The organism is Flavobacterium agrisoli (genome assembly GCF_016522065.1).
Taxonomy (GTDB): Bacteria; Bacteroidota; Bacteroidia; order Flavobacteriales; family Flavobacteriaceae; genus Flavobacterium; species Flavobacterium agrisoli.
Map to the genome: position 1 here is coordinate 41,612 of NZ_JAEHFV010000004.1, position 19,803 is coordinate 61,414.

Annotated in this window: 20 protein-coding genes; 12 read left to right on the forward strand and 8 right to left on the reverse strand. The window is 35.6% G+C overall.

The features are described from left to right. Nucleotides 1-182: 182 nt before the first annotated feature. A complete protein-coding gene (locus I5M07_RS10565; RefSeq protein WP_200106416.1) occupies nucleotides 183-1,517 on the forward strand; it encodes a DUF4270 family protein in 1,335 nt (444 codons plus the stop codon). Next, complete coding sequence (locus I5M07_RS10570; protein WP_200106417.1) at nucleotides 1,517-2,752, forward strand: aromatic hydrocarbon degradation protein; 1,236 nt, start codon at nucleotides 1,517-1,519, stop codon at nucleotides 2,750-2,752. Before I5M07_RS10565 ends, I5M07_RS10570 begins: the two co-directional genes overlap by 1 nt. 1 nt (nucleotide 2,753) lies before the next feature. On the opposite strand, the gene murI is transcribed toward I5M07_RS10570, so the two are convergent. From murI to I5M07_RS10610, 8 genes are all read right to left on the reverse strand, one after another. Continuing rightward, complete coding sequence (murI, locus tag I5M07_RS10575) at nucleotides 2,754-3,530, reverse strand: glutamate racemase (protein ID WP_200106418.1); 777 nt, start codon at nucleotides 3,528-3,530, stop codon at nucleotides 2,754-2,756. Between the two features lie 115 nt (nucleotides 3,531-3,645). Further along, nucleotides 3,646-4,149 (reverse strand): OmpH family outer membrane protein, encoded by a 504-nt coding sequence (locus I5M07_RS10580; protein WP_394369058.1) that lies wholly within the window; start codon nucleotides 4,147-4,149, stop codon nucleotides 3,646-3,648. Nucleotides 4,150-4,187: 38 nt separating this feature from the next. Beyond that, nucleotides 4,188-5,198, reverse strand: coding sequence for an OmpH family outer membrane protein (locus I5M07_RS10585; RefSeq protein WP_200106419.1), 1,011 nt, complete (start codon nucleotides 5,196-5,198; stop codon nucleotides 4,188-4,190). A 42-nt stretch (nucleotides 5,199-5,240) separates the two neighbouring features. Continuing rightward, nucleotides 5,241-7,982: a BamA/OMP85 family outer membrane protein gene (locus I5M07_RS10590; RefSeq protein ID WP_200106420.1), complete on the reverse strand. Its 2,742-nt coding sequence runs from the start codon at nucleotides 7,980-7,982 to the stop codon at nucleotides 5,241-5,243. Continuing rightward, nucleotides 7,915-8,655: an isoprenyl transferase gene (locus tag I5M07_RS10595; RefSeq protein ID WP_200106421.1), complete on the reverse strand. Its 741-nt coding sequence runs from the start codon at nucleotides 8,653-8,655 to the stop codon at nucleotides 7,915-7,917. The genes I5M07_RS10590 and I5M07_RS10595 overlap by 68 nt, the downstream gene beginning before the upstream one ends. 2 nt (nucleotides 8,656-8,657) lie before the next feature. After that, a complete protein-coding gene (porG, locus tag I5M07_RS10600; protein ID WP_200106422.1) occupies nucleotides 8,658-9,341 on the reverse strand; it encodes a type IX secretion system protein PorG in 684 nt (227 codons plus the stop codon). Nucleotides 9,342-9,515: 174 nt separating this feature from the next. Further along, complete coding sequence (locus I5M07_RS10605) at nucleotides 9,516-10,400, reverse strand: NAD kinase (RefSeq protein ID WP_200106423.1); 885 nt, start codon at nucleotides 10,398-10,400, stop codon at nucleotides 9,516-9,518. A gap of 67 nt (nucleotides 10,401-10,467) precedes the next feature. After that, the gene (locus I5M07_RS10610; RefSeq protein WP_200106424.1) at nucleotides 10,468-11,127 is read right to left on the reverse strand and encodes a CBS domain-containing protein; all 660 of its coding nucleotides are present in this window, start codon (nucleotides 11,125-11,127) and stop codon (nucleotides 10,468-10,470) included. Between the two features lie 112 nt (nucleotides 11,128-11,239). On the opposite strand from I5M07_RS10610, the gene I5M07_RS10615 reads away from it, so the two are divergent. From I5M07_RS10615 to serB, 10 genes are all read left to right on the forward strand, one after another. Beyond that, nucleotides 11,240-11,953, forward strand: coding sequence for a pyridoxine 5'-phosphate synthase (locus I5M07_RS10615; RefSeq protein ID WP_200106425.1), 714 nt, complete (start codon nucleotides 11,240-11,242; stop codon nucleotides 11,951-11,953). Nucleotides 11,954-11,959: 6 nt separating this feature from the next. After that, nucleotides 11,960-12,724, forward strand: coding sequence for an alpha/beta fold hydrolase (locus I5M07_RS10620; protein WP_200106426.1), 765 nt, complete (start codon nucleotides 11,960-11,962; stop codon nucleotides 12,722-12,724). A 139-nt stretch (nucleotides 12,725-12,863) separates the two neighbouring features. Then, entirely contained in the window at nucleotides 12,864-13,202 is a 339-nt protein-coding gene (locus I5M07_RS10625) for a phage holin family protein (protein ID WP_200106427.1), read from the forward strand. Between the two features lie 126 nt (nucleotides 13,203-13,328). Next, nucleotides 13,329-14,654 (forward strand): trigger factor, encoded by a 1,326-nt coding sequence (locus I5M07_RS10630; RefSeq protein ID WP_200106428.1) that lies wholly within the window; start codon nucleotides 13,329-13,331, stop codon nucleotides 14,652-14,654. 283 nt (nucleotides 14,655-14,937) lie between these two features. After that, nucleotides 14,938-15,612 carry an ATP-dependent Clp endopeptidase proteolytic subunit ClpP gene (gene clpP, locus I5M07_RS10635; protein ID WP_200106429.1) on the forward strand — a complete coding sequence of 225 codons (675 nt, stop codon included), beginning with the start codon at nucleotides 14,938-14,940 and terminating at the stop codon, nucleotides 15,610-15,612. 83 nt (nucleotides 15,613-15,695) lie between these two features. Then, nucleotides 15,696-16,928, forward strand: a complete 1,233-nt coding sequence (gene clpX, locus I5M07_RS10640; protein WP_200106430.1) for an ATP-dependent Clp protease ATP-binding subunit ClpX — start codon at nucleotides 15,696-15,698, stop codon at nucleotides 16,926-16,928. A 126-nt stretch (nucleotides 16,929-17,054) separates the two neighbouring features. After that, on the forward strand, nucleotides 17,055-17,459 hold the full coding sequence (locus I5M07_RS10645) for an SRPBCC family protein (RefSeq protein WP_200106431.1): 405 nt from the start codon (nucleotides 17,055-17,057) through the stop codon (nucleotides 17,457-17,459). A gap of 18 nt (nucleotides 17,460-17,477) precedes the next feature. Further along, nucleotides 17,478-17,885: a VOC family protein gene (locus I5M07_RS10650; protein ID WP_200106432.1), complete on the forward strand. Its 408-nt coding sequence runs from the start codon at nucleotides 17,478-17,480 to the stop codon at nucleotides 17,883-17,885. A 66-nt stretch (nucleotides 17,886-17,951) separates the two neighbouring features. Further along, a complete protein-coding gene (locus tag I5M07_RS10655; protein ID WP_200106433.1) occupies nucleotides 17,952-18,383 on the forward strand; it encodes a VOC family protein in 432 nt (143 codons plus the stop codon). Between the two features lie 150 nt (nucleotides 18,384-18,533). Next, nucleotides 18,534-19,766, forward strand: coding sequence for a phosphoserine phosphatase SerB (gene serB, locus I5M07_RS10660; protein ID WP_200106434.1), 1,233 nt, complete (start codon nucleotides 18,534-18,536; stop codon nucleotides 19,764-19,766). The last annotated feature ends 37 nt before the right edge of the window (nucleotides 19,767-19,803 follow it).

Sequence of the window (19,803 nt, forward strand, 5' to 3'; positions counted from 1 at the left end):
AGAAGATATATAAGCGGTGGTTTTGCATAGACCAATTTGCTGTTTTTTTCTTTGAATGGATTTCAATACAACATTCTATAGTTATCGAGTAAATGCTTGCTTTAATAGATGAATTTCGTTTGGCGGTATATGTTGTAATGTAGTGCAGTAAAGCGTCATTTATATTTGTCCAAAAAATAAGTATGTACAAAATAATTTTACTCCTGCTTTTAGTAGGTGTCTTTGCAGCTTGCGAAACCGTTGCCGATGCAGGCGTGTTTGTTGTGGGATCGGATTATTTATCGGTAAATAATAAAGTGATTCAAATTGATACGTTAACGGCAAACATGGCAACCATCAACTTTGATTCTTTAGTCACATCGGAACAAAATCGCATTTTGATTGGCAACTATGACGATCCCATTTTCGGGAGACTAAAATCAGTGAGTTATTTTCAATTGTCCAATTCGGTGGGTGATTATTCAGTCGGAAATACCTCGGCTTCGGATACGGAATATTTGAATTATGTTTACGATTCGATAGCCTTGGTTTTAAAATACGATGATTATTATTTTGGTGATACGACAAAAGTGCAAACCATTGATGTACATCGCATTTTAGAAAAAGTAAAACCCGCCAATTCCGAAGATTCTCGTTTTTATAACAATTCGAGTTTGGCTTACGATTCTAAAAGTTTGGCGACTTATTCTTATAAACCACGCCCAACCGAAAAAGATTCCATTCATGTTCGTTTGGATGATGCGTTTGGCGAGGCACTTTTTTTACGCTTAAAAAATAGAGAAATCACCAATTTTGATGAATTTACCGAATACCTAAAAGGAATGGTACTTGTACCAAACTCAACCAATTCATCAAATATTGTTGGGTTTAATTTGTCTAGCGAATTACGCGTGTATTATTCGAAATACCAATCGGATGCAGAAGAATCTATCGTAAAGAGTTTTACCATTGCCGATGCTACTAAACAATACAATGCTATTTCGTCGGACAAAACGGGAACTTTAATTCAGGATTTACCCATTTCGTCTAGTAGTTTATCCAGCAATTTGAGTGGTAATAAAGGTTTTATTCAATCCGGTTCGGGTGTGGCCTGTCGAATTGATTTTCCGACACTCAAAGAAATGAATTATATAGCGGAAAACGGCACTGTAGTCGATGCCGTTTTAAAAATCAAACCGGTTAAAAATTCCTATTCCGATGCCTATCCCTTGCCCGATTCGTTGCAAGTATATGTAGCGGATAATCTCAATCGAATTAGCGGTACTTTAAACGATTCTAAAGATATTCCGATATATGCTGTCTTATCGCAGAAGAAAGACGAATTCAATGAAAATGTTTATTACGCATTGCCTTTAGGTGGTTTTTTGCAGAAGGAATTGCTGAAACAATCCGATTCCCGAAAAGGCTTAATTCTGACTATTCCGAATTATAATAAAGAGATTAACCGGGTGGTTTTAGGCGATCAAAATTTATACGATAACAAAATGGAATTGCAAATTTTTTACCTGACTTATTAATGAAGAATTGTTTTTTTTATATTGTGTTGAGCTTTTGTTTTTCGGGTTTGGTTTGTGGGCAAAGTATTTCCACTTCGCCCTATTCTATGTACGGATTGGGGAGTGTTTATGATTCCGATTTTGGCGGTATTCCTGGAATTGGTTCTTCGGGTTTGGCTTTACCTTCATCAAATTTTATCAATAATTTAAATCCGGCTTCGTTGGGATTTATGAATCAAAATCATTTTTTGTTTTATGTAGGAGGGAAGACTATTTTTACCACTTTTCAAAATAATGAACTCAAAGAAAGTCGCAATACCATGCAGTTTTCGCATTTGGCTTTTGCCTTTCCCATTTCAAAAAAATCGGCCTTATCCTTGGCATTAAAACCGTATTCGAGTTCGAGTTTTAAAATTTCCAATCTGGAGTTGCCTATTTTGGATAGCCAAAATTATTATACTTTGAATGTTTTGGGTTCTGGTGGTTTAAATGATTTGGATTTCAGTTATGGCTATCGAGTAAGCTCAAAATGGGCGGTAGGTTTTACAGGCACTTTTTTGTTTGGAACTACTACGGAAAACCGCGAATATTACGTAGCCAACTCGGTAACCGCTATTGCTAAAGAAAGTTATTTTAATGGATTTCGAGCGACAGTTGGAACGCAGATTAAAATTGATTCCACTTTAACCCTTGCCGCTACGCTAAAAGTTCCTTCGCAAATAAAAGTTTCCAAAGTGCAATCGGTAGCCACTTCTAATTCAACGGGAGATAGTACAGTTGCAACAGATGAAGCGTCGGATAGTGATGATTATTTTTTACCCTTTGAATTCGGTGTCGGAATTAGTAAAGTTTTTAAGCAAAAATTCAACTTAACTGCCGACTATCAAAGATCCTTTTGGACTGCAACGAATCAATCCGATAGTTATGGCGATTTTGTCAATCAAAATCATTTTGCGGTAGGTTTGTCCTATCAAAAAGCGCAACGTTCCTGGAATTATTGGGACCAACTTCGGTATTCGGTTGGCGGTAATTACAATTCGGGTTATTTAGAAATAAATGGCAATAAAGTAAATGATGCCGCTTTGTCTTTAGGAGTTTCTTTTCCTTTAGAGAATAATTTTTCAGCGATCAACCTATCGTATTCGTATGGCCAAAGAGGTAGAATTGGCGACGGTTTGGTCAAAGAAAATTACCATAAAATATCCCTAAATATATCGTTAGATGGTATTTGGTTTTTGAAGCGTAAAATCGACTAATTTAAAATTCTTTTTCTTCTACTGTATACTCTTGCCCAATGATGGATTGCAATACATGGGGATTGGTGTTTGTGTAAAAAATGGGTTTGGGAGCTTCTAATGTTGCTAATCCCACTTTTTCTTGCAAGATGTTTCGGGTTTGACGTGCTACTGCTTCGCCCGAATCAATAATTTGAATGTGCTCGGGCAGTATTTTTTTTATTTGCGGAATTAAATATGGATAATGACTGCAACCGAGTACCAAATAATCAATATTCGCCGCTATCATGGGCTCCAAATACGAATGGAGTAGTTGGGTCATTTCGGGCGAATTTAAATCGCCTGCTTCAATCAATTGTACCAATCCGTGGCCAACTTGTTCCATGATTTTTGTGTGTTGAAACATTTCGGCCGTTTTATGAAACAAGTCGCTGTTTAAAGTGCCTTGTGTTGCTAAAATACCGATGGTTTGAGTTTTGGAGTTTAACGCAGCAGGTTTAATGGCAGGTTCAATTCCGATAAACGGAATTGGATATGTAGCTCTTAATTCTGAAATGGCATTTGTCGTAGCCGTATTGCAAGCTACCACAACCAATTTGCAGTTTTGATTTAGTAAAAAATCAACATTTTTTTTACTTAAATCGATGATTTCTTGTTTTGATTTCTGACCGTAAGGGGCATTTTTACTGTCGGCCAAATAAATGGTTTTTTCGTTTGGTAACAAGGCATGAATGGCCTTCCAGATAGAAGTGCCTCCAATTCCCGAATCAAAAATGCCTATAGGGTGGTTGTTGGTCATGAGAACAAATTTATACTTTTTTTAAATTATAAAAGAAGCAATCTTTCTTTTGTAAAAAAAAAACTGCTCCAAACTGATGATTCAGTGGAGCAGTTTTGTATAGGGTTTGGATGGATTAAAATCCTAAATCTTTTTTTACATCAGCAGTCAAGTTTGGACCATCTGCAAGTAATAAAGAGCTTCCGTCAACAACATATTGGTATCCTTTTGCTTTACCTACTTTTTGGATAGAAGCTTTCACTTTATCCATTAATGGTTTTACGATATCCGTTTCTTTTTGTTGCAATTCTTTTTGTGCATTATCTCTGTAATCCACAATTCTTTTTTGCATGTCTTGTACTTCTTTCGAACGATCTGTGTTAACCGCTTCTGTAACCGTAGTTGATTCTGCTTCGTATTTTTTAAGTTTAGCTTGGTACTCGTCTACCATTTTTTTGTATTCAGCATCATACGTTTTGCTCAATGTTTCTAATTGTTTTTGTGCATCAAGCATCGCTGGCATTTTAGACATGATTTCGCCAGTATCAACGTGAGCTATTTTTGCTTGAGCTGACATAGTTTGATTAGCACCTACAAAAAGTATAGCAGCAATTAGTAATGTTTTAATTTGTTTCATCATCATTTTAAATATTAATTAATTATTGGTCGTATTTGTTTTTAATTTTTAGTCGAAGTTTCGCTAGGAGTTGTTGTTTCTTTTGCTTTTTTGGCAGCCTCTCGTTCTTCTAATATTTTTTGTCTTCTTAATTCTAATTCTTTTTTACGTTCTTCATACAAACGTTGTCTTTCTTCTGCTTTTGTTTCGGCAGCGGTTTTGGTTGGTATTTCCTCCTCAACATCGCTTTCTACCGATTTTGCTGTTGTGTTAGTTGCCGGTGCCGCTTGCGTTTTAGCTGTTTCAGAAACCGTGCCATTTTTTTTAGCTTCTCTTTCGGCTAATATCGCGTTTCGTCTTTCTTCGTATTCTTTTTGTTTTTGGTCTTGCGCTAATTTTCTTTCGGCTAGTATTTTTTCACGTTGTACTTTTTTCTCTTCGGCAATTTTTTGTCGTTCGCTTAAAGCAGGATTCTCTTCAATAGCATCAAGTTTAGCTTGTTGTTGCTCTTCAAGTTCCAATTGTTTTTTAGTTACTTGCTCTCTTTTATCTGCTCTGGTGATGATGCGTAATACTTGATCGCTAATATCAAATCGTTTCGCCGCAAATAGCATTGTCAAATCGGAAGAACGGTCAAAAATAAAATCGTATTTTTTTGCTTCGGCAATATCCTGAACGGCAGTAAAAACTTGGTCCTGTATAGGTTTTGCTAGCGCCGCTTTTTGTTGCATTAGCATCCCGTTTACGCCAAACTGTTTTTGCTGAAAATCCAACATTTCATTTTCTAAGAACTTAATTTCGGTTTCTCTTTCTTCTATTAATTCTTTCGTTAATAGGGCTCTTTCTACTTTAAGAGTTTCTTTTAAATTGGTGATATCCGTTTTTTTTGCTTCGATATCTTGTTTCCATTTTTGGGCTTTCAGTTCTAACTGTGCTTTGGCTTCGGTATAATCGGATACATTTTGTAAAATATATTCCATATCAATGTAGCCTACTTTCGTAGTTCTGGTCTGCCCCTGATGCTTGTTGGCAAAAATCAGGGCTAAAAATATAAATAAAAACTGTTTTCTCATAACAACATCACTTTATTTGAAAATTTTTAACCAATTAGACTGTTAAAATTGTTGCCCGATAATGAAATGGGTTTCCCAACCGTTGGCTTTAGGAGATCGTGTTCCTGGTGCAGTAGGTAATCCATCAAATCCGTAACCGAAATCAATTCCTAATAAACCAAATGCAGGCATGAAAACACGTAAACCAGCTCCCGCAGATCGATTCAAATCAAATGGGTTGTAGTTTTTGAATTCAGGGTAAGATGCTCCCGCTTCAAAAAAGGTCAGTGCATAAATCGATGCCGATTGTTTTAAGGTGATTGGATAACGTAATTCGAACGAGAATTTATTGTAAATGGTTGCTCCAATTTGTTGTCCGGCACTGTTAATAGGGGTTAAGGAATTGTTTGGATATCCTCTTAACTGAATCGTCTCACGTCCATCCATCGAATAATTGGCCATTCCATCTCCTCCTAAATAAAAACGCTCAAACGGAATTACACCACGATCTTGATTGTAAGCTCCTAAGAAACCAAATTCGGCCAATGATCTAAATACCAATTTACCGTACACTTTTGTATACCAATCGGCTTTAAATTTTACTTTGTAGTACTCTAACCAGTTGTATTTTTTCTGGTCAACTTTAGCTGGGTCTGCCGCCGCATCTTGGTAGTTGTCTACATGATTTCCGCTAGCATCTAAATAATCGCCAGGTTGTACAATGATACCATTGTTGTCTTGGTACGTATCAGAACTTGTTTTTTTGTACTCTTTTTGATTGCCTAAATCAGCATAATCAACTCCATTGAATAGCGAATACGGTGGGCTAAATTTTGCCGAAACAGAGAACTCTGATCCATACATTGGAAATATCGGGTTGGTTCCTTTGTTGTTTCGGGTAAGTCCAATCGTGTACGATAAGTTTCTAGAAGCACCGTTACCAAAAGTAAACAGTCCTGTATAATAATTATTCAAATCGTAGTGCTGGTAGCTTAAAGCTTGTGATAGTACAAAATAATCATCTGGTGATGAAAGTCGTTTCGCTTTACCAATAGAAACCGTAAAGATGTTGAAACTTTGGCTTCGGTCTACTGTTTGGGTAATGTAATTGTTATTGTATTGTTTACTGTATGAAATAGACGAGTTAAATTGTACCGGTTTTTTACCACCAAACCATGGTTCGGCAAACGATAAACTATAGGTTTGGAAATACGTACTTCCTTGTAAACGCAACGAAACTTTTTGTCCATCTCCCATAGGAAGCGGTTTGTACGATTCTTTATTGAATATATTTCGAGTAGAAAAATTGTTAAACGAAAGTCCTAATGTACCGATGAAACCACCGCCACCATAACCTCCTTGAAGTTCTATTTGACTGGCTCCTTTTTCAACTAAGTGGTATTCAATATCTACCGTGCCTGCGGCAGCATCTACATTTTTAAATTGAGGGTCGATAGATTCTGGATCAAAAAATCCTAATTGTCCAATCTCACGAATGGTACGTACTAATTGCTCTTTGCTGTACTTGTCACCTGGTTTGGTACGCAATTCACGATAAATTACATGATCGTTGGTTTTGTCGTTACCAACAACGGTAATTTTGTTGAAATAAGCAATTGGTCCTTCTGTAATTCTAATTTCAAAATCAATGGTGTCGTTTGCTGTTCTGGTTTCTACTGCATTAATATTAGAGAACAGGTATCCGTTATTTTGGTATAAATTGGTGATATCTTCCGCATCGGGTTTTGATTTGTCTGCAATTCTTTCTTGCAACAAAACACCGTTGTAAGTATCTCCTCTTTTAATACCTAATAAACGCTGAAGCGATTGATCAGGATAAATAGTGTTTCCTAAAAATTTAATATTACCAAAGTAGTATTTGTTTCCTTCTTCTAGTTTTATTTTAATAGCCAAGCCGTTTTTCTTTTTGTCATAAGTAACCGAATCCGAAATGATTCGCGCATCACGGTATCCTTTGGCTTTGTATTTGGCTAAAACTTTTTCGAGGTCTTCTTTGTATTTGTCTTTTATGAATTTGGAAGCTTTATAAAAACGTAAAAAGTTTCGCTCTTTGGTGTTTTTCATAGCGCTTTTCAGCTCTTTGTCTGTTAATTGCGTATTTCCGATAAAGTCAATATCGTTAACTTTTACTTTTTCGCCACGATCCAAACGCACCAACATATTCACATGATTGCCATCTGTCGAGTCGGCTGGAGTAGTGGTAATAGTTACTTTGGTGTTAAAATAACCGTCTTTTTTGTACTTGTTTTCGATGTAATTTTTAGAAGTGGTAATTAAATTTTCGTTGACAATTTTGTTTTTGGTCAAATTATTATCTTTAATCAAACCGTCGACTTTGCTCTTTTTTACGCCAACAAATTTTACCTCATTTAATTTGGGTAATTCAACTATTTCTAAATCAAGATAGATGCTGTCGTTTTGAATATGGTTTACATAAAAAGAAATCTCGTCAAAGAGTCCTAATTTACCGAGCTTTTTGATGGCGCCACTAATTTCTTCGCCCGGAACGGTAATTTTTTGTCCTTTTTGCAAACCAGAAAAGGTCACTACGGTTTGGGCATTGAAACTAATTTTTCCTACAATAGCTACATCTGCAAGTGTGTAGGTTTTACCTGAATCAAAAGGTAGTCTTTCTTGTGCTTTAACTTTCGAAAATCCTCCAAGAACTAGCGCAGCAATTAGTAATTTTTTTAAACTTTTATGTAACACTAAGTGATTATTTAATTTGTTCGCTTGTTTTTCCAAATCGACGTTCTCTTTTTTGATAACTAATGATAGCCTCATATAAATTTTCTTCTTTAAAGTCTGGCCATAACACATCGGTAAAATACAATTCTGCATAAGCAATTTGCCATAGCAAGAAATTACTGATTCTATGTTCTCCGCTGGTACGTATTAACAAATCTACATCGGGTAAATTTTGCGTGTAAAGATGCTCATTAATAATTGAATCGTCAAGACTGTCAATTGAAATTATATTATTTTTAACTTTATTGCTAATGGCTTTCACCGCTTGCACCAATTCTTCTCTAGCCCCGTAACTTAGGGCTAAAGTTAGGGTTAAGCGGGTATTGTTTTTAGTCTTTTCGATAACGTCAAAAAGTTCTTTTTGTGCTTTTTTTGGCAATTTTTCTAAATTTCCAATGGCGTTTAACTTGATGTTGTTTTTATCTAAAGTTTCCAATTCTTTTTTCAAGGAATTGATTAGGATTTTCATCAAGGCTTCTACTTCCAATTTGGGTCTGTTCCAGTTTTCGGTAGAAAAGGCATAAAGAGTTAGATTTTTAATCCCGAGTTTGGTACACGTTTCAATGGTTTTTTTAACTGATTTGGTACCGTTTTCATGACCAAATGCGCGCAAAAAACCTTGTTGTTTGGCCCAACGACCATTCCCGTCCATAATAATGGCCAAATGTTCGGGTAATTTGTTCGGGTCTATTTGTTCTAATAAATTCATTCTTAATATGGGCAAAAGCAAGGTTTGTTTCCAAAAGTATACGTTAGTGTCATTCCAGTAAACACATACCAATCATTATTATTTAAGTTGCCAAAACGGTATTGGCTCAAACTGTTACTATTTGGAAAACTTCCGTCTACATTATCGGTAAAGGTATAACGAGCACTAATTTCGGCTCCTAAAACAAAATTGGGCGTGATGTTTGTTTTTACTCCTAATGTCATTGGGATGGCAAATGAATGTGCTTTCGATTCTTTGAAAGTATCGCCATTTATTATATATAGGTCGTTATAACCAAAATAACTTAATCCCGAATATACATACGGTGTGATTTGTTTTTCGGATAAATGCAAATTGAAATCAAAAAAATTAAATTCAATTCCGGCAGCTACCTCCCGCACTGTATTGTCAAAACGATATCCTCTTTGGTTTCTAGCGCCTTCATTCGAATCGAAATCATTGGCGGTTAAAGTTGATTGGGTGTAAGAAAACCGATACGCATGACGGGTGCTGCGGTTCCATTTGTACAAAATACCAAATGCTAATTTATCGGGCGAAATATAGGTCGTGTTTCCTACGTCGCCGATATAATTGCTTCCGCCTAAAAATACACCTACCTCATGAATTTGAGCGGAAGATGAAAAGAGGGAGCTAAAACATAACAATAAATAAAAATATCTATTCATTTAATTCTTAGTTGCGTGCAAATATAATAATTATCACTTCGAATCAATACCAATTCCACTAAATGTGGAAATTTTATGGATGAATGCCTTATATTGTCACTATTAATAAAGGTTTTACATCTACGAAACGAAAAAATGAGGTTGAATAGTATAAACCAGAAATAGTATTCAGAATTAATTTCTTTTGTCTTCTCCCCAAAGTAATTTTTTTCGAAGGGTTTTTAAGAAAGTTTCTCCAGGAATTTCGACCATGTTGATTTTGAAATCGGTTTTTTTGATGGTTAAAATAGATTCGTTTCGTACGGAAGTAATTCTCGAATCTAAGGAAACTAAATATTGGTCTTCTCGGCCGCTGACTCTTAATTTAACTTCGGTATTATCAGCAATAACCAAAGGTCTGGCATTGAGATTATGTGGTGCGATGGGAGTTACTACTAAACTTTCTACTGTTGGAGTGAGTATAGGACCGCCACAACTTAATGAATATCCGGTTGATCCGGTGGGTGTGGCGATAATCAAACCATCAGCCCAATATGAGTTTAAAAATTCGTTATTTAAATAGGTGTCAACCGTAATCATGGAAGTGGAATCTTTTCGGCTAACGGTTACTTCGTTCATGGCAAAATTCATGGCTTCGATAGCTTCGTTTTTTGGCTCGCAATGCAAACTCAGTAGTGTTCTTTGCGAGATGCTGTAGTTTTTATCGATTACAAATTGTAAAAATGACGCAATATCTTCTTTAGAAACGCTAGCTAAAAAACCCAATCTACCGGCGTTGATTCCTAAAATAGGTACTCCCGAATTACGAACCAAAGTAGCTGCTCTTAAAATAGTACCATCTCCACCAATGCTAATTAACATTTCGTAGGATTCGTCTAGTCCGGCTTCGGCAGTAAAGGTTTGGTATTGTTTTTTGATGAGTTCTTTTTCATACAACATGTCCAGAAAGTTGGCTTCAATCACCATTTCGATGTTGTTGGTGTTAAAAAATACAAAAATATCTTTTATGATAGGTTCGGTGCTGTTTTGGTAATATTGTCCGTAAATAGCTACTTTCATTGGGTTGTGTTAGGTAGTGTAAAAGCGATGTTGACTTGAGTTAACCCAAATCGATTGTTTTTTTGGTTTAAATGTTTAAATATTTGTCTAAATAATCCGATCGTTCCTGAAGGTTTTTTAAGTAATTGTCTTCCTGATGTTCTGAGATTATTTCGTAATCGTAGCGTCTGAAAGTTTGAATGATTTCATTGATAGAACCCATGCTGATTTTAATTGTAATTTCGACGGTAACAGCATCGGCTTCCGAAATAAAAAGACCTAAAATGCGGGCGTTATTACTTTCTACAATTTGAGTAATTTCGCTCATTGTATAATCCAGCAATCCTTTTTTTACGATTATAATACCGCCTTGTTCTTTTAAAAAGGGTGTTTCATGAAAAAACTTCATGATGTCTTCAATTTCATAATAACCGATGTAGGTGTTTTTTTCGTCTAAAATCGGAATTAAATTGGTGTGGTTTTTAGCAAAAACTTCAAGCACATCTAACCAGATCATGTTTTTACGAGCAAAAAAATGATCCAAAGTGTATTTGTAATCAATGATTTTTTTGTCTGAGTCAAAAGTTTCAATGTCATCTGCTGAAATGCTACCTATGAAAACGCCTTCTTCCATAACAGGGAAATGCGAAAAATGCAAGTCGGCCAAAAAGTCTTGAACCGAAGCAATGGTTTCTTGGCTGTTAAAAGCTTTAAAGTCGTTGCTGATGTAGTCGTGAAGGTCTGTCATAAATCAAGCGGCTATATTTATTGCAAAATAATCAAAAAATAGCAAATTCTCCTAAGTTTTACTTTGTATTTTTGTGCTAAGAAGTATTATTTTACAGTAATTATTTTAAATTATGACAAAGTTAAGTGTAAATATTAACAAAATAGCCACTTTAAGAAATGCGCGTGGTGGCAATGTGCCCGATTTACTAAAAGTAGCTACCGATATTCAGAAATTTGGGGGAGAGGGAATCACCGTTCATCCCCGTCCAGACGAACGCCATATTCGTTATCAAGATGCGAGAGATTTAAAGGCAATAGTGTATACCGAATATAATATTGAAGGAAATCCGCAGCACAATTTTATCGATTTGGTACTCGAATGCCAACCCGATCAGGTTACTTTAGTGCCCGATGCTATTGGTGCGTTGACTTCCAATGCGGGTTGGGACACCATTAAGCATCAGGATTATTTAACCGAAATGATTCAGGAGTTTCAACGAAATAACATCCGTACATCAATATTTGTCGACCCCGAGCTCAATATGATTGAAGGTGCGAAAAAAACGGGCACCGACCGAATTGAGTTGTATACCGAAAGTTTTGCCCATCAATATAGTTTGGGAAATTTAAAAGGAATTGATCCCTACATTGCAGCGTCTGTTCGTGCCAACGAATTAGGATTAGGAATTAATGCTGGCCACGATTTGAGTTTGGATAATATTCAGTTTTTTAAACAAAATATACACGGTTTGTTAGAAGTTTCTATTGGTCACGCCTTAATTGCTGAATCGTTGTATTTAGGATTGGAGAATGTAGTGAATATGTACAAACGTAAATTACAATAAGAAGAAATGGTATATTCAAAAATTGAAGGAGAGGGGAAACCTTTGTTGGTATTACACGGTTTTTTAGGAATGTCTGACAATTGGAAAACCTTAGGATTGCAATTTGCAGAAAATGGTTTTGAAGTCCATATGCTGGATTTACGAAATCATGGCCGTAGTTTTCATTCAGACGAATGGAGTTATGAAGCCATGGTGCAAGATGTCTACGAATATTGTCAGGCCAAACAATTGAGCGCTATTACCGTTTTAGGGCATTCTATGGGAGGGAAAGTGGCTATGCTTTTGGCTACCACTTATCCTGATTTGGTTGAAAAATTAATTGTTGCCGATATTGGACCTAAGTTTTATCCGCAACACCATCAAGATATTTTGGGCGGTTTAAATGCGGTTGATTTTTCGGTGCAACCCAGTCGTAATGAAGTGGAAGAAATTTTGAAACCCTATATTCCGGATTTTGGTACGCGACAGTTTTTAATGAAAAGTTTGTATTGGGTTAGTCCGGGGCAATTAGGCTTTCGATTTAATTTGAAAGTGTTTAATGGTAATTTGGATGCCATCGGAAAACCCTTAGCAGCTGATAAAATTTTTGAAAAACCAACTTTGTTTATTCGTGGAGGAGCTTCCAATTATGTTTTAGATGCCGATATCGAATCGATTAAAATACATTTTCCTGATTTGAAATTAGAAACCATTCCTAACGCTGGGCATTGGCTTCATGCCGAAAACCCAAAGCTTTTTTATGAAATGGTTATTTCGTTTTTGAATGCATAAAAAAATAGTTTGTAATTGCATTTGAGTAAAATAAGGTGCTTACACAAAATGTTTTTTACTGAGTAGGGACTTTATTTTAATTCCATTTGTTAGGTTTAATCTAAAATTGTAGTATTTTTATTGTATAAAAAATAATCGTATGAAATTAATTTTAAGAATACTTATTACCGCCATTTTAGTAGTTATTTTGGCTAATTTTTTACCTGGAGTGCATGTTGCCAGTTTTACAATTGCTTTAATTGTTGCAGTTGTGTTAGGTTTGTTAAACATTTTTTTTAAACCCATTATGGTGTTACTCACGTTACCAGTTACTATCATAACGTTGGGGTTGTTTTTGTTGGTGATTAATGCTATTATTATTTTGGTGTGTACCAAAATTGTAGGCGGTTTTACAGTGGATTCCTTTTGGATTGCTATGTTGTTTAGTGTTTGTTTGTCTGTTTTACAGTCAATTTTCTTCCGCATTGTAGGTGAATAGGCAAAGGAAAGGACAAACTGAAGCGTTACAAAAGCGCCTTCTTATCAATATATTAAAAAGCTTGGTTGGGTTGCAAAAAATTTATAATTTTGCGACCCAATTTTATTATGTAAATTAAAGAATCAGATGGATATTAAGAGAGTAGCAATAGACGCAGTAAATGAGGTAATTGTGATGAACGTAGTTCATATGGATTACAAAGGTCAGGTAGCCAAAAGAATCAACGAAAAAATGCCTTTAGCACAAGTAAAAGGTTTTCGTAAAGGACAAGTGCCTAAAGATCTTGTAGCGAAACAATACGGGAAAAGCATTAAAATAGAGGAAGTTAAAAAAGTGGTTGATTTGGCTTTAGAGCGCTATATTCAATCAGAAAGATTAAACCTTTTAGGAACTCCACTACCTAAAGTAAACGAAAACTTTGATTGGGATGCAGAAGAATTGACTTTTGAATATGAAATCGGTTTAGTGCCTAATTTTGATATTAATCTAGAAGCTAAAAATGATATTGTAAAATATGTAGTTTCGGCTGATGATAAATTAATTGATGGTCAAGTAGAGCGTATTCAAAAACAATTCGGAAAAGCAAATCCAGTTGAAAAAGTAAAGGCTGATGCTGATATTACTGGGACTTTTGTAAACGAAGCTAACGAAATCGAAAACAAAACTACTTTTGCTTTGTCGGTTTTCAAAGATAAAGCCACTGCCGATTTGTTTATCGGAAAAGAAGTTGGTGATGTGGTAACTGTTAATACAAAAGGATTGTTTCAAGACGATCACCAATTGATGGATTATTTAAAAGTGGGGCATGATAATGTACACGATTTAGCAATTGATGTTACTTTTACTATCGAGGCAATCAATGTTTCAGAACCTGCTGAATTGAATCAAGAATTATTTGATAAATTATTCGGAGAAGGTAAAGTTGCTACTTTAGAAGATTTGAAAGCGAAAATTAAAGAAGATGCTGAGGCTCAATTTGCGCAACAAGCGGATCAAAAATTACTAATGGATGTACAAGATTTCTTAATCGAAAACACCAAATTTGATCTTCCTGAATCGTTCTTGAAAAAATGGTTGCAAACAGTTGGAGAGAAAAAAATGACTGCCGAAGAAGCTGAAGTTGAATATGCAAGATCGGAAAAAGGTTTGCGTTTTCAATTAATCGAAGGAAAAGCAATGGCGCAAAGCAACATCCAAATTACCTTTGAAGATTTGAAAGAATTTACAACGGGAGCTATCAAACAACAAATGGCTCAATTTGGACAAACCAATCCAACCGATGAAGAAGTACAAGGAATTGTTGCTAGAGTTTTATCAAACCAAGACGAAGTGAAGAGATTGTCGGAACAAGTTGTAGCATCTAAAATGTTAGAATTGTTTAAAGAAAAAGCAAATCCAACGGTTAAAGAAGTTACTTACGAAGAGTTTGTAGCGGCTTCTTACGGAGAATAAATTTTAAGTATAAAGTAAAAAGTAGTAAAGTTGAACGTTCAAAAGGATAAGTAGTTTTTTGAACTTTATGATTTTATTACAAATACAGAGTAATTAAAAATAGTTATATTTGAGCGTCAGAAAATTTTTTTTGACGCTCTTTTGTTTAATAAAATTAGGTTTTAATTCAGATAATTTTAAATTTACAAGACAAATTGGCATCTAGTACAAAAAGGTATGAACTTTGCCTTGTGCTTAAATGATTTTAAAACTTTAGACTTTCAACACTTTCAAACTTATAAAAATGAATTACGGTAAAGAATTTAAAAAATTTGCTACAAAACACCAAGGTGTAAATGCAATGTATTACGATAAAATTGTGGGTGCAATGACACCGACTAACATGACACCTTATATTATTGAGGAACGTCAGTTAAATGTTTCGCAATTAGACGTTTTTTCTAGATTGATGATGGATAGAATCATTTTTTTAGGAACCGGAATAGACGATCAAATTGCGAATATTGTTCAGGCGCAATTGTTGTTTTTAGAAAGTGCTGATGCTTCAAAAGATATTCAAATTTATTTGAATTCACCAGGAGGTAGCGTATACGCTGGATTGGGAATTTACGATACCATGCAATATATTAAACCGGATGTGGCTACTATCTGTACCGGAATGGCTGCTTCTATGGGAGCTGTTTTATTGTGTGCAGGTGCTGAAGGAAAACGTTCGGCATTACCACATTCACGCGTAATGATTCACCAACCATCAGGAGGTGCGCAAGGAGTAGCAACTGATATGGAAATCAATTTGCGCGAAATGTTGAAATTAAAAGATGAATTATATAAAATTATTTCACATCATTCTGGTCAAACTTTCGATAAAGTGCACGCAGACAGCGAGCGCGATTATTGGATGAAAGCTGATGAAGCTAAAGAATACGGGATGATTGATGAAGTATTGAGAAGAGGATAAAAAATAGTGTAAAGTCAAAAGTCTTAAAGATGCAAGTTTGCAGGCTTTATGACTTTTGACTTTATGACTTTAGACTAAAAAGAATGGCAAAAGTAGTATTAGAATGTTCGTTTTGTGGGAGAAAAAAGCCAGAAACTAATTTATTAATTGCGGGGATTAATGCGCACATTTGTGATAAGTGTATTGAACAAGCCCACGGAATTGTTGTAGAAGAATTAAAAGCAAATGGAAATGCTAGTTTAGTTGGTGATTTAGTTTTAAAAAAGCCAAAAGAAATTAGAGCCTTTTTAGATCAATATGTAATTGGTCAAGAACAAACCAAAAAAGTAATGTCGGTTGCGGTTTACAATCACTACAAACGTTTGATGCAGCAGCAATTAGACGACGAGGTAGAAATTGAAAAAAGCAACATCATTATGGTAGGGCAAACGGGTACCGGAAAAACGTTGGTAGCCAAAACCATTGCCAAAATGTTAGATGTGCCATTGGCCATTGTGGATGCAACCGTGCTTACCGAAGCAGGTTATGTGGGAGAAGATGTGGAAAGTATTTTAACTCGTTTGTTGCAAGCAGCCGATTACGATGTAGCAAAAGCAGAACGCGGAATTGTATTTATAGACGAAATTGATAAAATTGCTCGTAAAAGCGATAACCCATCTATTACCCGAGATGTTTCGGGCGAAGGGGTACAACAAGCTTTATTGAAATTATTAGAAGGAACCGTTGTTAATGTGCCACCAAAAGGAGGTCGTAAACACCCCGACCAAAAGTTTGTCGAGGTAAATACGCAAAATATATTGTTTATTGCCGGAGGAGCTTTTGATGGAGTAGAACGCATAATTTCAAAACGTTTGAACCGTCAAGCAGTTGGTTATTCAACATCGAAAAATGCCGACAATATTGATAAAGATAATTTGTTGCAATACATCATTCCGAAAGATATTAAAGATTTTGGTTTGATACCCGAAATTATCGGTCGTTTGCCGGTGTTAACACATATGGATCCGTTAGATCGCGAAACCTTACGTGCTATTTTAACACAGCCTAAAAATGCCTTAATCAAACAATATAAAAAATTGTTTTTGATGGATGAGGTTGAATTTAAAATTACCGATGAAGCTTTGGATTTTGTTGTGGATAAAGCATTAGAATACAAATTAGGAGCTCGTGGTTTGCGTTCGTTATGCGAGGCTATTTTAACCGATGCGATGTACGAATTGCCAAGTTCGGAAGATAAAATTTTAACAATTGATAAGCAATATGCCGAACATACTTTAAGCAAAAACTTATTGAAGCGAATGGAAATCGCATCGTAATTAGTATAAAAACGAAAGGATTTAAAACCTGCTCCAAATTTGGGCAGGTTTTTTTTATGTAATTTTAACTGGTTCATTTTTAATATTTTGTAAATTTATAAGCCATAAAAAATAAAATACATACAAATGATACGCGTACACACTATTATTAATTCCACTCTAGAAAAAGTTTGGGAGTTTTGGACCCAACCAGAACATATTGTAAAATGGAATGCGGCTTCGGCTGATTGGCACACTACTTTTGCCAGCAATGATTTGAAAGTCGATGGTAAATTCAAATCAACTATGGCTGCAAAAGACGGTTCCATGCAATTTGATTTTGAAGGTGTTTATACTAAAGTCGAATGGCAATCGGCACTCGAGTACGTGATGTCCGATGGACGAAAAGTACATGTTTTTTTTCAAGAAACGCCTCTTGGTATTGAAATTACCGAACATTTTGATCCCGAAAAGCAAAATCCAGAAAGTATGCAGCAGCAAGGATGGCAAGCTATTTTGGATAATTTCAAGCGCTATACCGAATCTAATTAACTAAAAAACACCAATACGATGAAACAAATCTGGCTCAATTTACCCGTGAAAAATGCAAACGATTCTAAAACCTTTTTTTCAGCGATTGGTTTTTCCTTTATCGAAGAACATACCACACCCAATTCGGCTTGTATGTTGGTAGGAGAAAAACAATTTGTGATTATGCTTTTTGAAGAACCGCAATTTGTTGCTTTTTCTCAAGTTCCGTTACCCGATACGAAATCAAGTTCCGAATTGTTGATTTCTATTGATGCGTCAAGTCGGAAAGAAGTAGACGAATTTGCCCTTTTGGTTACAAAAGCAGGAGGCAATCTTTTTGCCCCTCCGGCCGAAATTGAAGGTTGGATGTACGGTTGTGCTTTCGCTGATTTGGATGGTCACCGTTGGAACATGTTGTATATGGATTTGGATAAAATTGCCAAATAATTTTTATTCTAAATCAAAAAACCACGATTTTGTGTTAAAAATAATAACCTATAAAAACATTAGTTTATGACAACAATCAATCCGTATTTGATTTTTAACGGCGAATGCGAAGCCGCTTTTTTATTTTACCAATCGGTTTTTGGAGGTGAAATTCCATACATGGGAAAATTTAACGAAATGCCCATTGATGAAAATAGTCCCAAATTATCCGAAGCCGATGCTAACAAAGTCATGCACGTTTGTTTGCCGATTGGGAACACGATGTTGATGGGGAGTGATAGCAATGCACAATCTGGCGAGGTGAAATTTGGTGATAATTTTTCCGTATCGATTAATGTTGAAAGTGCCGAAGAAGCCGATCGCATTTTTAATGGGCTATCCGCAGAAGGAATTGTACATATGCCGATGAGCAAAACTTTTTGGGGAGCTTATTTTGGAATGTTTCGCGATAAGTTTGGTGTAAGTTGGATGGTGAATTTTGATGAAACACAATCTTAATTCTTGCCAAGAAACATGCTTTAAAACTGTTAAAATTATTCATTTTTAATACGGCATACCTCATTTTAAAGTCAAAAAAAACAATAAATATTCTTTTTTATAAAAAATAGATTGTCGAATTTTGCGCCTTCAAAATCAATACACAACAAAATGGCAATAGAGGATAAAGAGATTATTTTATTGAAAGTTTCGGGTCAAGATAAGCCTGGAGTTACCGCTGGGTTAACCTCGGTTTTAGCTAATTATAATGCCATTATTTTAGATATTGGACAAGCCGATATTCACGATACCCTTTCATTAGGGATTTTATTCCAAATAGAAGCGGGTTCCTCATCGGCTCCAGTTTTAAAAGACTTGTTGTTTAAAGGATATGAATTAGGAATAAAAGTGAAATTTATTCCCATCACCATCGAAGATTATGAAAAGTGGGTTAATGCCCAATCCAAACAACGTTTCATAGTAAATATTTTGGGCGAAAATTTAGCAGCTTCGCAATTGGCTGCCGTTACCAAAATCATGTCCGATCAGCATTTGAATATTGATTCGATTAAACGTTTAACCGGACGCGCCTCTATTGTAGAAACCGAAGAATATCCGCGTTCGTGTATTCAATTGTCTGTTTCGGGAGTAGTGACCGATAAATCGGTTTTAACCGCTAGTTTCATGGGCATTTCTCGAAATTTAGATGTCGATATTTCGTTTCAAGAAGATACCATTTACCGCCGCAACCGTCGTTTGGTTTGTTTTGATATGGATTCCACTTTAATTCAAACAGAAGTAATAGACGAGTTGGCCGAATTAAATGGAGTAGGAGATCAAGTTCGTGCTATAACCGAATCGGCTATGAACGGCGAAATTGATTTTAAAGAAAGTTTTAAAAAGCGCATGGCCTTGTTAGAAGGTTTAAGCGAAGATGTGCTTCAAAATGTTGCGGTTAATTTACCGATAACCAAAGGAGCGCGCAGGTTAATGAAAGCCTTGAAGTATTACGGATATAAAACCGCTATTTTATCTGGAGGATTTACCTATTTTGGCGATTACCTGCAAAAAGAATTGGGTTTTGATTATGTCTACGCCAATCAATTGGAGATAAAAGACGGTAAGTTGACCGGAAATTATGTAGGAGAAATTGTGGATGGACAAAAGAAAGCCGAATATTTAAAAGCAATTGCCGAAAAAGAAGGCATTCACATCAACCAAACAATTGCTGTAGGTGATGGTGCCAACGATTTACCGATGATTAATTTAGCAGGATTAGGAATTGCTTTTCATGCCAAACCAACGGTAAAAGAAAGTGCTTCTACCTCCATTTCTAGTTTAGGATTAGACGGTGTTTTGTACCTTTTGGGTTACCACGACCGCTACATCGATATGATGGAATAATATTCTTTGGGTTTAAAAATAGTAGCCTCATTTTTTT

What these genes read in the sequence shown, in the direction of transcription:
- I5M07_RS10565 (WP_200106416.1), top strand. Translation starts at nt 183, where the DNA reads ATGTACAAAATAATTTTACTCCTGCTTTTAGTAGGTGTCTTTGCAGCT.
- I5M07_RS10570 (WP_200106417.1), top strand. Translation starts at nt 1,517, where the DNA reads ATGAAGAATTGTTTTTTTTATATTGTGTTGAGCTTTTGTTTTTCGGGT.
- murI (WP_200106418.1), bottom strand. Translation starts at nt 3,530, where the DNA reads ATGACCAACAACCACCCTATAGGCATTTTTGATTCGGGAATTGGAGGC.
- I5M07_RS10580 (WP_394369058.1), bottom strand. Translation starts at nt 4,149, where the DNA reads ATGATGAAACAAATTAAAACATTACTAATTGCTGCTATACTTTTTGTA.
- I5M07_RS10585 (WP_200106419.1), bottom strand. Translation starts at nt 5,198, where the DNA reads ATGAGAAAACAGTTTTTATTTATATTTTTAGCCCTGATTTTTGCCAAC.
- I5M07_RS10590 (WP_200106420.1), bottom strand. Translation starts at nt 7,982, where the DNA reads ATGAGGCTATCATTAGTTATCAAAAAAGAGAACGTCGATTTGGAAAAA.
- I5M07_RS10595 (WP_200106421.1), bottom strand. Translation starts at nt 8,655, where the DNA reads ATGAATTTATTAGAACAAATAGACCCGAACAAATTACCCGAACATTTG.
- porG (WP_200106422.1), bottom strand. Translation starts at nt 9,341, where the DNA reads ATGAATAGATATTTTTATTTATTGTTATGTTTTAGCTCCCTCTTTTCA.
- I5M07_RS10605 (WP_200106423.1), bottom strand. Translation starts at nt 10,400, where the DNA reads ATGAAAGTAGCTATTTACGGACAATATTACCAAAACAGCACCGAACCT.
- I5M07_RS10610 (WP_200106424.1), bottom strand. Translation starts at nt 11,127, where the DNA reads ATGACAGACCTTCACGACTACATCAGCAACGACTTTAAAGCTTTTAAC.
- I5M07_RS10615 (WP_200106425.1), top strand. Translation starts at nt 11,240, where the DNA reads ATGACAAAGTTAAGTGTAAATATTAACAAAATAGCCACTTTAAGAAAT.
- I5M07_RS10620 (WP_200106426.1), top strand. Translation starts at nt 11,960, where the DNA reads ATGGTATATTCAAAAATTGAAGGAGAGGGGAAACCTTTGTTGGTATTA.
- I5M07_RS10625 (WP_200106427.1), top strand. Translation starts at nt 12,864, where the DNA reads ATGAAATTAATTTTAAGAATACTTATTACCGCCATTTTAGTAGTTATT.
- I5M07_RS10630 (WP_200106428.1), top strand. Translation starts at nt 13,329, where the DNA reads ATGGATATTAAGAGAGTAGCAATAGACGCAGTAAATGAGGTAATTGTG.
- clpP (WP_200106429.1), top strand. Translation starts at nt 14,938, where the DNA reads ATGAATTACGGTAAAGAATTTAAAAAATTTGCTACAAAACACCAAGGT.
- clpX (WP_200106430.1), top strand. Translation starts at nt 15,696, where the DNA reads ATGGCAAAAGTAGTATTAGAATGTTCGTTTTGTGGGAGAAAAAAGCCA.
- I5M07_RS10645 (WP_200106431.1), top strand. Translation starts at nt 17,055, where the DNA reads ATGATACGCGTACACACTATTATTAATTCCACTCTAGAAAAAGTTTGG.
- I5M07_RS10650 (WP_200106432.1), top strand. Translation starts at nt 17,478, where the DNA reads ATGAAACAAATCTGGCTCAATTTACCCGTGAAAAATGCAAACGATTCT.
- I5M07_RS10655 (WP_200106433.1), top strand. Translation starts at nt 17,952, where the DNA reads ATGACAACAATCAATCCGTATTTGATTTTTAACGGCGAATGCGAAGCC.
- serB (WP_200106434.1), top strand. Translation starts at nt 18,534, where the DNA reads ATGGCAATAGAGGATAAAGAGATTATTTTATTGAAAGTTTCGGGTCAA.